12 protein-coding genes are annotated in these 12,899 nt (G+C 63.5%); 2 read left to right on the forward strand and 10 right to left on the reverse strand.

Annotated features, from left to right (window positions below; all coding sequences use genetic code 11):
- Positions 1 to 37 precede the first annotated feature (37 nt).
- From TZ00_RS11515 to TZ00_RS11545, 7 genes are read right to left on the reverse strand one after another with little or no spacing between them, the layout of a single operon-like run.
- The gene (locus tag TZ00_RS11515) at positions 38 to 901 is read right to left on the reverse strand and encodes a glycosyltransferase family 2 protein (protein ID WP_044441834.1); all 864 of its coding nucleotides are present in this window, start codon (positions 899 to 901) and stop codon (positions 38 to 40) included.
- Complete coding sequence (locus TZ00_RS11520) at positions 898 to 2,049, reverse strand: glycosyltransferase family 4 protein (protein ID WP_202965847.1); 1,152 nt, start codon at positions 2,047 to 2,049, stop codon at positions 898 to 900. The genes TZ00_RS11515 and TZ00_RS11520 overlap by 4 nt, the downstream gene beginning before the upstream one ends.
- Positions 2,021 to 3,598: a DUF2142 domain-containing protein gene (locus TZ00_RS11525; RefSeq protein ID WP_084606063.1), complete on the reverse strand. Its 1,578-nt coding sequence runs from the start codon at positions 3,596 to 3,598 to the stop codon at positions 2,021 to 2,023. Before TZ00_RS11525 ends, TZ00_RS11520 begins: the two co-directional genes overlap by 29 nt.
- The gene (locus tag TZ00_RS11530) at positions 3,591 to 5,144 is read right to left on the reverse strand and encodes a DUF2142 domain-containing protein (protein ID WP_044441837.1); all 1,554 of its coding nucleotides are present in this window, start codon (positions 5,142 to 5,144) and stop codon (positions 3,591 to 3,593) included. Before TZ00_RS11530 ends, TZ00_RS11525 begins: the two co-directional genes overlap by 8 nt.
- Positions 5,141 to 5,506, reverse strand: coding sequence for a DUF2304 domain-containing protein (locus TZ00_RS11535; RefSeq protein WP_044441839.1), 366 nt, complete (start codon positions 5,504 to 5,506; stop codon positions 5,141 to 5,143). Before TZ00_RS11535 ends, TZ00_RS11530 begins: the two co-directional genes overlap by 4 nt.
- A complete protein-coding gene (locus TZ00_RS11540; protein WP_044441840.1) occupies positions 5,503 to 6,240 on the reverse strand; it encodes a glycosyltransferase family 2 protein in 738 nt (245 codons plus the stop codon). The genes TZ00_RS11535 and TZ00_RS11540 overlap by 4 nt, the downstream gene beginning before the upstream one ends.
- Before the next feature lie 45 nt (positions 6,241 to 6,285).
- Complete coding sequence (locus TZ00_RS11545; RefSeq protein WP_044441841.1) at positions 6,286 to 7,227, reverse strand: glycosyltransferase; 942 nt, start codon at positions 7,225 to 7,227, stop codon at positions 6,286 to 6,288.
- Positions 7,228 to 7,285: 58 nt separating this feature from the next.
- Here TZ00_RS11545 and TZ00_RS11550 point away from each other — a divergent pair, with 58 nt between their 5' ends.
- A complete protein-coding gene (locus TZ00_RS11550) occupies positions 7,286 to 8,029 on the forward strand; it encodes a glycosyltransferase (protein WP_044441842.1) in 744 nt (247 codons plus the stop codon).
- Here TZ00_RS11550 and TZ00_RS11555 read toward each other — a convergent pair.
- The 3 genes from TZ00_RS11555 to TZ00_RS11565 are packed head-to-tail and all read right to left on the reverse strand — an operon-like array spanning position 8,026 to position 11,591.
- Positions 8,026 to 8,913: a glycosyltransferase family 2 protein gene (locus TZ00_RS11555; RefSeq protein ID WP_044441843.1), complete on the reverse strand. Its 888-nt coding sequence runs from the start codon at positions 8,911 to 8,913 to the stop codon at positions 8,026 to 8,028. The two genes, TZ00_RS11550 and TZ00_RS11555, sit on opposite strands and share 4 nt — an antisense overlap.
- On the reverse strand, positions 8,910 to 10,457 hold the full coding sequence (locus tag TZ00_RS11560) for a DUF2142 domain-containing protein (protein ID WP_078714121.1): 1,548 nt from the start codon (positions 10,455 to 10,457) through the stop codon (positions 8,910 to 8,912). Before TZ00_RS11560 ends, TZ00_RS11555 begins: the two co-directional genes overlap by 4 nt.
- 33 nt (positions 10,458 to 10,490) lie before the next feature.
- A complete protein-coding gene (locus tag TZ00_RS11565; protein WP_152631175.1) occupies positions 10,491 to 11,591 on the reverse strand; it encodes a glycosyltransferase family 2 protein in 1,101 nt (366 codons plus the stop codon).
- 73 nt (positions 11,592 to 11,664) lie between these two features.
- Between TZ00_RS11565 and TZ00_RS11570 the strand changes: the two genes are divergently transcribed.
- Positions 11,665 to 12,894, forward strand: a complete 1,230-nt coding sequence (locus TZ00_RS11570; RefSeq protein WP_152631176.1) for a rhamnosyltransferase WsaF family glycosyltransferase — start codon at positions 11,665 to 11,667, stop codon at positions 12,892 to 12,894.
- Positions 12,895 to 12,899 lie beyond the last annotated feature (5 nt).

Here is a 12,899-nt window from a genome sequence, read left to right on the forward strand (position 1 = left end):
TTTAACATTTGGCTATTGGTACTGCAACCGGAGCGCCTTACGAACGTCTCGAGAATACGCGGGTCACAAGGAATGCCCGGGTCGAGAGTCCGATGCGCACGGCCAACCGCACCGGAGCGAAATACCAGCCGCGGTACTTGCTGGTGAGGAAGAGGTAGGCGCTCTGGTGGTGCACCAGCACCATTTTCGTGGAGTGCTCGTCGGTGGAGTGCGCGCCGGAGTGAATGACAGTGGCGGAAGGGGCGTACCTGTTGCGCCAGCCCGCTTTGCTTAGCCTGTAGCCGAGGTCGACGTCTTCGAAGTACATGAAGAATCGTTCGTCGAATCCTCCGACGGAATCGAATGCCTCCCGACGGATGAGGAGGCATGAGCCCGACAGCCAGCCGGCGTCGCGCTCGCGCGGCGGGCGCTCGTTGTCGCTGTGGTAGCGCCGACTCCACGGATTCGACGGCCAGATGTTGGCGAAGAGCGCGTGCCCGAGCCCCATGCGCAGCGAGGGGATCGCGCGGGCGGAGGGGTAGATCTCACCATCTGTTTCGACCAGCGGCCCGACTGCGCCGATTCGGGCATCCGATTCACCGACCCTCACCAGCTCGTCGATCGCGCCCGGCTGGATCTCGATGTCGGGATTGCTCACGAGTATCCAGGGGATATCGGCGGGCAGGCTGTGGACGGCCGCGTTCATGGCGCCGCCGTACCCCAGATTGCCCGTCATGGGCAGGTAGGTGACTCCGTAGCGTTCCGCGAGTTCGCGCACCGGGGCTCCCGCCTCAGGCCGGTTGTCGGCGACGACAGCGTGCAGCGGTGCGGTGCTCGCTACGTCGAGCGACGAGAAGAAGCCATCGAGCACACCCTCGGAGCCATAGCTGACCGTGACGACGCCGGTCTTGGCGGCGGTCACGAGCGGGCTCCTGCAGCGGCGAAGGCGCGGGAGTACACCGCGGCGCACTCGCTCCAGGTGAAGCGGGAGCTGCGAGCGAGTCCGGCAGCCGCCAGTTCGGCTCGACGGTCAGGACTATCTAGCAGGGCACGCATCTCCGTCGCAAGCGAGTCGGCGTCGGGCTCGGCGTAAGCGACGGCATTGCCGCCGACTTCGGGAATGGAGAGACGCCGCGTCGTCAGCACAGCCGCACCGCTCGACATCGCCTCGAGCACGGGCAGGCCGAATCCCTCACCCAGGCTGGGGTAGACGACGAGTTCGGAAGCCCCCAGGAAGGCAGAGAGCAGCTCGAGCGGCAGATATCCGGCTTCGATGACGGGGCGTTGCTCGGGAGCCAGACGCGCGTTGAGGTCGAGTGCCTGGTTGGCGGCCTCGTCCCACCCCCGGGCGCCCGACAGCACGAGCACGGGTGTGGTCGGGTCGGCCTCTCGGAGGCGGGTGTGTGCGGCTATGAGCGTTGGGATGTTCTTGCGCGGCTCGATCGTTCCCAGGAATGCGATCCAGGGCTGGTCGGGGTCGAGACCGATCTCGCGCCTGGCATCGACTATGGCATCCGGCGAAGGCGGTGCGAAGACACCGGGGTCGACGCCGAGATAGCCGACGTCGATGGTGCCCTGGGCATGCGCGACGTAGCGCTGAACCTCGTCCGCCGTGGCTCTGCTGGCCGCGACCAGCCGATCGGCACGCGCGTTCGCCCAGCGGATCCACGTGCGGAAGAAGACGCCTTTCAGACTCGAGTGAGCCTCTGGAGAGCTGAAGAAGGTCGCGTCGTGCAATGTGACCACTCGCCGGGCACGGGTCACCAAGGGAAAGGTGTAGTGCGGAGAGTAGATTACGTCGGCGCGGCGGCGACGAGCAAGAGCCGGAAGCCCCGTCTGCTCCCAGAGGAACCGCCCGCCACGTTGCGAGACGAGCGCCGGAGCGACGAGGTAATTGTGGCCCGGAGCAACGTCGTGAAAAGCAGGGATATCGTGCCGCTTCGCGACGACGTCGACGAACTCGCCGTTCTGCTCGAGGCCAGAGAGCAGTCCTGAAATGAAACGGGCCACACCTCCGTGGTTCGGGGGGATCGACGTGGCGTCAAACAGTACGCGGGGTGAGGTCTTCACGACGTCCCTCCTTCTCGTCATCATCGAACGGATTCTTCGTCAGGTGCAATGACATCACAACGACGAAGAGCAGGAGGGAGCCCACGACGAAGAGAGCTGCTGAGAGTATGACGCCTCCCGGGGGCGACCAGGCGGGCTCAGTGATCATCTGTTTCCACGCTGTCGAGCTTCCGACGGTGAAGCGATGGAGTGCGCTCACGAATGCGTAGCTCTGCGCGTAGACGAAGGCGACCGCAATCACGACGACGATACGGGTGGGGGAGCCGACCGAGCGGATGGCTCCGCTTGTGCGGCGCGGGATCGCGCCCGCGACCACCGCTGCCAGTCCGAATGCCAACATGGTCAGCGTCGGCAGCCCGTAGCGCCCCTGCCAGATGTATCCGCCGGTCGTGATGAAGGCGGCCTGGATGAGCGGAGGCACGAAGAAGAAGCACAGAACCAGGGCGACACCGAAGACGGCACGCCTTCGACGCAGCAGATAGATGGCGGCCAGAACGAGAGCGCCAAGCAACACGGTCCAGACGACGATGGTCGTGTCGGGAACCGGAGTGTCCATCCAGCCGAAGTTGCCGATCATGTCGTTGCCGTTGGTGACGCTCAGCGTGATCATCTTCATGAAGCCGAAGAGCGGGCTGCTGCCCACGTCGGGAAACACCTCGAAGCCGTCGGTGGATGACGGAGTCGTCCTCGCGTCGACGGCGAGGCGGGTGCTGATCGGGTTCCACGCGACGGCGGCGATGGCGACGAGCGCGACGACAGTCGAACTCACGATGACGGCCCGATTGCGCAGCAGGGGCGCGAGGCCTCGCCAGCCCACGAGGAGCAGCGGAAGCGCGATGCCGAGGGCGACCCACAGCGGCGAGACTGTGCGGGCGCCGAGTGCGAGCACCGCCGAGACGACCAGGATCGTCAGTCGCTGGGCGAGAAGCTGCCGATCCGGATGCAGCACGATCGACAGCGTGGCCGCGAAGACGGCCAGGCTACCTGAGATCTCGAACGCGCTCGGATTGACCACTCCGTTGACGTAGATCACCATGGGCGTCAGCGCGACGAGCAGGCCGACGGCTGGAACGGATCGTCGTTTCCATCCGGCGATGAGCATAAAAGCGCAGGCGAGCATGGCCGACGAGATGAGCGCCGAGACGACGCGTACACCGTAGAGGCCCGTCTCTCCGGTCAGGAACAGGCTGGGCCAGCCGACGACGGCGTAGTAGACAGGGTTGTTGTAGCCAGCCGATGTCTCGGTCGTGACCGTCTCGGAACCTGAGCTCGCGAGGCCCGGCGCGCATCCGGCATCCTGGTTGAGGTCGAAGCGATAGCAGTCTTGCGTGGCCGTCCACGCTGCAGCGCGGGGAACGTCGACGATGTTGCCGGTATCGCCCTGCGGCCCCACGAGCACACCGCGCACGACCGAAGCGGCCTTGATAATGTGGGCCGGCTCGTCTGGACCTGAGCCCAGCGGCGACGCGAGGGCCCACGCGATCGACATCAGGGAGAGCGCGACCCAGGCCGTGAGAAACACTCTCCAGTGCGCGGTCTTGCTACGCATTCGGCCCGACTACCTCAGCACGGCGCTCTGCTGAACGGATGCGGAGTACAACGACGGCCAGCGCAACGAGGCCTATGGCGAAAATACCGAGCGAGAGCATCACTCCTCCCGGTGGAATCCACTGCGGGTCGGTGATCAGCTGCTTCCACGAGGTGTCACTGCCGATCACGTTTCGGCGCATGGCCTTCAGGAAGCCGTAGCCCTGGCCCGCGACGAAGCCGACGAGAACGGCGAGCACCAGGCGGGTGAGAGCGTTGGACTTCGGACGTAAATTCTGTATGGATAATCCCACGAGTGCGCACACCCCGAATACGAGCATTACGAAAATGGGCAGGCCGTAGCGGCCTTGCCAGATAAATCCGCCGCTGGTGATGAAAGCGGCCTGGATGACGGCGGGAAGGAAAAGCGCGAGGAGCAGTAGGGTGGCCCCGACGACAGCGCGCCGTCCGCGCAACAGCACGAAGCCGGCGAGCAGGATGACGCCGAGAAGCATGGTCCAGATCACGATCGTCGTCGCGGGAACAGGAGTGTCCAGCCAGCCGAAGTTGCCGATCATGTCTGCTCCATTGGTGAAGGTCAGCGTCACCATTTTCACGAAGCCGAAGAACGGACTCTGGCCCACGTCGGGGAACAATGTCGTGATGACCGGAGTCGCGGGGGTGCCCGCCGCGGCATCCGTAGCGAGCCTCGTGCTGATCGGGGTCCACGCGATTGAGAAGGCAGTGCCCAGCACAATGATTGCCGCGGAAAGCAGGACCGCGCGCCTTCGGAGCAGCGCCCCGAGTTCGCGGCCCCTGAGCAACAGCAGGGGCAGGACGATGGCAAGGGCAACCCACAGTGGCGAGATCGTTCGCGTGTTTGCCACCAGGACAGAGACGGTGACCAGAACGATGGCTCGTTCGCGAAGCATCCGCTCATCGGGTTGCGACACGATGGTCAGCATGGCTACGAACGCGGTGATTGCGCCCGAGATCTCGAACGAGCTCGGATTCACGAGGCCATTGACGTAGAGCACCATCGGCGTGATTGCAGCGATCAGGCCAATCGCTGGGATGGTAGGTCGCCGCCACGACGAAACAAGCATAAACGCGAGCGCGAGCATGCCGGACGAGAGGATCCCGCTCACGATGCGCACGGCGTAGATACCTGTTGAATCGGAGAAGATCAGCGTTGGCCATCCGACCAGAACGTAGTAGACGGGATTGTTGTAGCCAGCAGTCGTGGAACCAAGAACTGTCTTGGCCGGGTCGCCTTCGACCGCCGGTGCACAGTCGGCGGGCACAGTCGGTTGAAAGACGAAGCAGGTCTGTGCGTTGGTCCACGAGATGTAGTTCGGGACCTCGACCTCGTTGCCGTACGTGCCCTGCGGTCCGACGAACTCACCGCGGACGACGGACGCAGCTTTGACGATATGCGCTGGTTCGTCCGGACCTGACGATATCGGCGAGGAGATCGCCCACGCGGCGGCGAGCAGCGAGAGCGCAATCCACGCGCCGGCAAATACGCTCCACCGGCCTCCGCCGGCCCTCGGCAAAACCGAACTCACGGCTCTTTCCGAATCGATTTCTCGAGTTCTTCGATTCGAAGCTGCTGGAGGGTCGCGGTCTCGGCGAGAACACGGGTCTTCGTCTCGAGATCGGTGAGCTCGGCGCTGTGTTGGATTGATACCAGAAAGAGCACGGCCATGCTCACAAAGAAGATGAGGTTGGTCGGCACCGCGACTCCGACGAGGCTTGCGGCCCAACCGAGAATGTCGGGAAACAATCCCACGAGAAGAGCGAGCGTACCAGCGAGCAGCCACCATACGGCGTGGCGTTCGCGCAGTCGCCGCCGACGCAGCATCTCGATGACGACACCGAGAGTGAGTAGGGCCGATAAAACCCCGAGCAGGTATGTGGCGATGGTCATCGGGTCGACGCCTCCGGGGGCAGGATGACGGGCGGGCGGAGTAGGGCGATGAACAGCGCCATCACCGCACGGCCAAGATAAATTGCCGCCTTGAGGGGGTTGTGGGATGGGCGTCCGCCAGCGCGAGGGCGCATGGCGACGGCCACCTGGCTCACCGTGAGGCTGGCCCGTGACGCGATAACGAGGGATTCCACGGTGTCGCCCAGATACTCGGCGGGGTAATGCGCGGCGAATAGTCTCACAGCACGTGGGCCGCTGGCGCGAAACCCCGACGTCGTGTCGGTTAGCCGCGTACCCGCGAGCCGGCTGAGGATGCCCGACAACATCAGCATCGCCCAGCGACGGGGTCCTTGCACCGAATATTCGCCTTCTCCGGCGAAGCGCGCACCGAGAACGAGATCGTGTGTGGCGAGCTGCTCGATAAGAGCGGGCACACCCACTGGGTCATGCTGTCCGTCCGAATCGATCTGGATGACGTTGTCATAGCCGTGCTCGAGCGCGTATTTGAAGCCCACACGCATTGCTCCGCCAACGCCGAGGTTGAACGGCAATGACGCGACGATAGCTCCAGCCGCGGTGGCCTTTGCCGATGTCGCATCGGTTGAGCCGTCGTCGACGACGAGGCAGTGAATGCCGGGAAAAGTGCCGAGAACTTCGCGAACGACGTTGCCGACGGCCTCTTCCTCGTTGAATGCGGGCATCACAATTAGTGTGCCGTCGAAGGGGGTGGGCATCCGACCATCATAAGCGCCCGCTGTGACCAGCGAGCAAAGGCGCGGTCAGCGGCGTGCGATCCGGTTGGCGACGCTAGGCATGCGACCTTGCCTGCCGCGGACGCCGTCGAGCCATCCGGCGGCGATGAGGCGACCAAGGGTGAGCCTGTTGGGTGACAGCGCAAGCACAATTGCGAAGTGCCGTGCATCGAGGAGCGTCTCCTTGATCGACCACGCGCGGTGCCGCGAGCCGAACGCCCGGTTCATCAGCACCCGGTTGCGTGCGATGTAGTAGTACCTGAACGGGGAGCTGCGAACGAGTGAAACGTCTCTGCCGCGGAACCGCAGGCGACGACCGAAGATCGTGGGATGGAATCGGCTGCCTAAAGAATGGCTGAGGTGGGTGCCAGGGGCGAGCACAGTCTCGAAACCGAAATCGGAAAGGCGCATGAAGTACTCGGTGTCGACTGAGTCGATAAACAGACCTGCTCGGAATGGACCCGCGCTCCGCCAGACAGAGCGCGGGATGACCAAGCCCGACTGGATCGGCTCGAGCCCCAGTACGACCCCATTCCGCACCTCCGCGACGCGGGAGGGAAGCCCTTGGACGGAGTGCGGCGCGACCAGGCCGACCTGCACGCCGGCGGCCGTTGCCGCTTCAAACGCCGAGAGTGCACGTTCGACATAGTCGGCTTGGAGAGTCGAGTCCTGATCGAGCGTCAACACGAACTCTGCCTCCGGCGCCCTCGCAAATGCGGCATCGACTCCCGCATTGAGAGCAGATGCGATACCCGAGTTTTGTCCGAGCAGAACGATTTGGCAGCCTGCCGCGGCACAGGAATCCAGAATCTCGGTGACGTCGATCGTGCTGCCGTCATCGACGATGGTTACCGAACGAGTCTGCGATAAGAGCGAAGCGCATGCGTCGAGCAGCGCCGGTCCGGGATTGAACGCGGAGATAACGGCGACGACCCTCGTCGACGGGGCGCGTGCATGTGCTCGGGGCACGGCGGCCTCCTTCTCGTCGGGTGCCTGAGGAGTTCTAACGGACGAATACTATGGTGGCATGATCAGGGCGAGCGTGTGCATGGCCACCTACCGAGGCGCGCCGTTCGTGCGAGAGCAGATCGACTCGATCCTCGAGCAGCTGCATGCCGACGACGAACTTGTCATTGTGGACGACGCGTCGCCCGATGACACGGTGGCCGTAATCGAGCAGGTAGACGATCCCCGCATCCGGTTGCACACGGAGTCGGCCAACCGCGGATACGTGCGCACCTTCGAGAGCGCCATCAGACAAGCGCGCGGCAAGTACATCATGCTTGCCGATCAAGACGACGTCTGGACAGCCGGGCGACTGGAGTTGATGATCACGCAGCTCGATACAAGTCTTGTCGTCGCCGGCAACTATTCGGTGTTGGGTGAGGAAGGTCGGATGCCTGCCAGGCGGCCGCTTCGGCCAGGCTACAACCGGCAGTTCGGCTGGAACACCCTGGCGATTCTTGTGGGCTACCGTCCTTACTTTGGGTGCGCGATGGGGTTCAGATGCGAGCTCGTGCCTGACCTCGTGCCGTTCCCGGAGATCTTCATCGAATCACACGACCTGTGGCTGGCTATCCTGGGCAACGCGACTCGCTCGATCTCGCACCTGAGCGATGTGGTCGTCGAGCGTCGCCTGCATGATTACAACGTCACTCCGCTGAAGTGGCGCCCCCTGGGGACAATCCTCACGGCGAGGTTGATGCTGGCCCGTGGCATGCTGATCGCCCGCCGGCGGGTGCGGATGCGGCCCCCACGCTCGATCGTCTAACGCCCGCCGAGAGCGTGGCGAAGCAACGCCCGTCGGCCATCCGCGTCGCCCCAGTGTAGGGCTGCCGGTAACGACCACAGTGCACTGAGCCTCGATGGAATGTGCCTCCGGGCGACACGGGCGGCCCGATGCCATCCCAGCGCCTCACAGCGATCGGCGGCTTCGTAGAACACGTCGCGCTCTTCAGCGAACTTCGACCCGTCGACGCCACCCAATGAAGAGACGCTTGCCGCGTGTCTGCGATAGTCGAACACGGTCTCATCATCGAGCAAAAGCGTTCCGCCCGAGAGCACGATCTGCAAGATGAGAGTGAGATCTTGAACAACTCGACGGTTCTCGCGGAAGCCGAACTCTCGCAGTCGATCGCTTCTCCAGCAGAGCGAGGGAAAGTAGCACCAGTTGCCGCGCAGCAGGCTCGTAGCGAGATCGTCGCCCCCGAGAAGTTGCGGCTTCGGGCCGCGAGGACGCAGGAGTGTTTTTACTCGATCTGGTAGGGGCTCAGACGGATTTCCGTGCTCGTCAACCACCGAAACGCCAGGCTGGATGATGTCGACATTCGGGTATCGAGACCGCAAATTCGCCACCCTCGCCACGTATCCGGGCCGCATCAGGTCGTCGCATCCCATTATTACTGAGAAGTCGTTCTCGATGAGCGAGACGCAGCGGTTGAAGTTGCCGCTCACCCCGAGGTTGTGATCGTTGCGCAGGTAGGTAATGCGGGGATCGTCCAGCTCGCGCACCCATTGGCCAGCGGACAGGTCGGGGTATACGTCGTCGACGATGACGAGACGCCAGTCATCATCTGTTTGCGCTCGCACGCTATCTACGGCAAGGCGGAACTGGTCGACCCTCCCGTAGAAGGGCATCAGGATGTCGAGAGTCATACGGCAGTGGATCTCAGTCGAGGCGAGGAGTAGCCGTCATCGAACTGCTGGCGTTGCGTCGAGCCGAGAACGCTGTGGTAGCGGAGGAGCAGATGAACGGCGAAAGCGAACGTCAGCACTCCGATCACCCAGACGGCAAGCGGGGGAACGGGCAGAGCCCACCACCATTCGCGTTGGTTGTTCAGGTTCCAGCCTCCCATGTCGACGCCCGTGAGGTACCGGCGCATGTTCACATGCAGCGCGATAGCATTCGCTACGATGATGGATCCTTCAACGAGATAGACCTGAACCCGGCCGAGCTGAGGTTCGCGATCACGCAGGTGGAAGAGTGCGACACCGGCGAACATGATGATGAGCGGAAGCACGTAGCGCGGCTGCACCCCACTGCCGACGACAGTGCTGCTCTGAACGAGGATGTACACGGGGATAGCGACGAGGGCGCCGGCGATCAGGCCGAGAACCAAGAGCTTGCGCCAGGTTGTGTGCGCGAGCGCCGCGAAGACGACGACGGCGAAGGCTGCAAGGCTCACGACGGACACGCTTCCGGGCATCCTCGTATCGAACCATCCGAGGGCCCAGGAGCCGAAAACGCCCGCCCAGAGAAGTGGGATGTCGAGAAGATTGCTCGTCAGGAGGAAGCCCGTGTCAGTCGTCGCGATCGTGGTGTCCGTACCCATTCCCGTCGAGGCTGCCGCGACCTGATTCGAGGTCAAGTAGAGGGCGATCGACCCGACGACGATGAGAATAGGCAGGATGGTCAAGCGCCAGTACCCTTTTGCACGCTTGACTGTGAGAGCGACGGCGACCCCCGCGCCGATGATCGCGTAGAGGGCTGAGTCGGCACGAGCTCCGGCACCAAGCCCGGCCGCGAGAAGCGCGAGCAATCCCAGGGCGACGCGCCTCCTCCCGGTCGTCTCGAAATAGCCCACCAGAGCAATCCAGACCGAGCCGCCCGAGATGATTGCCCAGGAACTGGGGTTGTTCGAGGCAAGTAGAAACATGCCGAGGGGAACTATGCCCACGACCCACGACCAGACGAGCGTGCCGCGGCGTCGCCGAGGAAGGAGGGCGTAGAGCGCGGTCCAGAGAGCGACGAAGATGGCGATGCTCACCATTCGCATCACGATGACCGACCTCTCGACGTCTTCAGAGGCGAACAGTCCCATGACTGCGTAGTAGACGGGGGGATACAGCCCCGTGGAGTTGAGTCGGACGGTCGGCACGAGCTTCGACGCCTCGCTACCCAAGATGGGCTCTTGGCACGCTGCGCTTACTGCGGGTGCGAATTTGTAGCATTCCGCTCCGTCACGTACGAGCTGAGGAACGAGGCGCTCGTTAGGTTGTGCGCCCGTCTCGCAGAGTCCGTCACGGACGCCGAGCCCGCACCACGTGCTGGCGAGGTGAAAGTCGTCGTCAGGGCTGGCGCCGACAGGGGAGGCCAGAGCCCAGCTCGCCAAGCTGAGGAACATGGCGAGGGGAAACACCACGAAGAGCATCAACCGGGTCCGCTTTACGCGGTTGCGTTTCGGGGGAGTCGTCGTCATCAGATCATTCTTTTCGCGTGTGTCGTGCAGGAACTAATCGTCGACCGTCCATTGCTTGATGAATGAACGGGGCAGGCGAGAACCCGCATCTCGCAGCCGTCCGTCGGTAATGTATCCGGGCATCATCAAGAGTGCCTGCAGAAGCCCGAGTGCGGTCGCCCGTACCTGAACTCGGGCATCCTTGTCTCGCCCGTTGCGCGCAAGACGTCGGAGCGCTTTGGCAAGGCTTCCACCAGTGCGCGCGACAGCAGACAGGAGCATGCGCAACGTGCCGTTGCGGGCCGTGACGAGAATACGGTTGCGCACGTTATGGCTGAGAAAGAAAGGCGACCGGATGCCGCTGGACGCGGCGTGACGGTGCCACACGGTGGCGTCTTGTGCGTACCGAACGCTCCAGCCGGCTCGGCGCAGGCGCCAGGCCAGGTCTGTGTCTTCGTAGTACATAAAAAGTCGTTCGTCGAAGAGTCCAACCGAATCGAGAGCAGCGCGCCGAATGGCCGCCCCGCCGCCCGAGAATCCGAACACCTCGACGGGGCTGGTCTCGTCGTCGGTAGTGTCGAGCCACGAACGGTCCCTGCCGTTGCCGGAGCGCGAGACCTGGTTTCCAGTGCTATTGATGAGGGCCACGCCGGATCCGGGTGTGGCGTTGCGTGCGACCCGCTCCCACCGAGCGCCCGAAGCGGATACGTATGCCGTCGGCGACCCTGGAGCAGGAACGAACCGCCCACTCAGAAGAATCCGTGCGGTGATGGCGGCGACGCGGTCATTGCCGTCCTCGACGAGCGGCGCGACGATAGCGGAGATGAAGCCCGGAGCAGCGACAGCATCGTTGTTGATCAGCACGATCACGTCCCCCGTGGAGTTTGCGATCCCGAGGTTCACACCGCCGGCGAAGCCGATGTTCTTGGGGCTGCGAATGATGCGCACGTCAGGGTAGAACTGCGAGATCTGGCGATCTGATCCGTCGGTCGATGCGTTGTCGACGACGACCACCTCGACATGGATGCCCGGCGTCTTCTGTTGCGAGAGCGACTCGATGCACTCGAGCACGAAGGCCCCGCCGTTGAAGTTCACGACAATGACGGTTGCCCGCAATTCGTCGTGCGGCATGGCTTCTCCTCGGTCGATCGGCACATGGTTAGGCTACTAGCTGTTCCGCGGCCGCCGATCGGTGCCGAGCACGAGAACACCGTTGAAGGAGATCACCGTGAGCTTGTTTTCTCGCGCCGTCACGTCGCTGAAGTCGGAAGGCCCGCGTCAGGCCGCTTCGAGGGTGTTCAACCGGCTCTCGATCGACCTCAACACCAACAAGCCCGGCGAATCGCTCGTTCATCCCGACGACGCCGTCGCGGTGGACTGGACGGTGCCGGCCCTGTTCGAGACAGATCTGCCCGCTCCAGTCACGAAGAACGTGAAGACCGCCTGGATTATCTCACCCCCCGGGCGCACGAGCGGCGGACACCAGAACGCCTTCCGCTTCATGGACTTTCTGGAGAAGGCCGGCCACTCCGTGACCGTGTACTTCTACACGACCGAGTCGAAGCCGATCGACCTGGCGGCCATTCGGCTGATGCTGCAGACGACCAGCGCATATCCCGACCTTCGCGGCGAGTTGCGCATCTACGACCAGGCCACGGGGCTGGATACCGACACCCAGGCCGTCTTTGCAACCGGATGGGAAACCGCATACCCGGCCCACCGGCATCCGACGAACGCCCGCCGTTTCTACTTCACCCAGGATTTCGAGCCCGCCTTCTATGCCTCGGGCAGCGACTACGTACTCGCGGAGAACACCTACCGCTTCGGGTTCCACGGCATCTCGGCGGGCAAGTGGCTGTCGAAGAAACTCACCGACGACTACGGCATGCCGGGCGACCACTACGACTATGCGGTCGATAAGCAGCACTACTCGTTCACCAATACCTCAAGGCGAGGCGAGGTGCTGTTCTACGCCCGGCCCCCGACATCCCGTCGCGCTTTCGAGTTTGGCCGTCTCGTACTCACCGAGTTGCACCGTCTGCGGCCCGAGATCACGATCAACATGGTCGGCTGGGATATCTCTCCCTACTGGGTGCCGTTCCCGTATGTGAATCACACTGCGCTCGACATCTCGCAGCTCAATGAGGTTTACAACCGCTGTGCCGCTGGGCTGATCCTCTCTCTCACCAACATGTCGCTACTGCCGATGGAGGTGATGTCGAGCGGTGTGGTGCCGGTGGTCAACGACGCGCCGAACACGCGCGAGATCTTCGAGAGCCCGTACATGGACTATCAGCCGCTGTCGCCCGGGGCGATGGCTCGCCGCATGATCGAGATCGTGGATGACGCCCACCAGGTGGAGCACGCGCGCGAGATGGCGGAATCCGTCGCTCGTATTGACTGGGCCGACCCCGGCGAGATGTTCATCGACGCCTTCGATCGGGTCATGGCGGGCTAATGGGT

The organism is Agreia bicolorata (assembly GCF_000938265.1).
Taxonomy (GTDB): Bacteria; Actinomycetota; Actinomycetes; order Actinomycetales; family Microbacteriaceae; genus Agreia; species Agreia bicolorata.

Coding starts and splice junctions, on each gene's coding strand:
- TZ00_RS11525 (WP_084606063.1), bottom strand. CDS start 3,598: ATGCGTAGCAAGACCGCGCACTGGAGAGTGTTTCTCACGGCCTGGGTC.
- TZ00_RS11535 (WP_044441839.1), bottom strand. CDS start 5,506: ATGACCATCGCCACATACCTGCTCGGGGTTTTATCGGCCCTACTCACT.
- TZ00_RS11540 (WP_044441840.1), bottom strand. CDS start 6,240: ATGCCCACCCCCTTCGACGGCACACTAATTGTGATGCCCGCATTCAAC.
- TZ00_RS11550 (WP_044441842.1), top strand. CDS start 7,286: ATGATCAGGGCGAGCGTGTGCATGGCCACCTACCGAGGCGCGCCGTTC.
- TZ00_RS11555 (WP_044441843.1), bottom strand. CDS start 8,913: ATGACTCTCGACATCCTGATGCCCTTCTACGGGAGGGTCGACCAGTTC.
- TZ00_RS11560 (WP_078714121.1), bottom strand. CDS start 10,457: ATGACGACGACTCCCCCGAAACGCAACCGCGTAAAGCGGACCCGGTTG.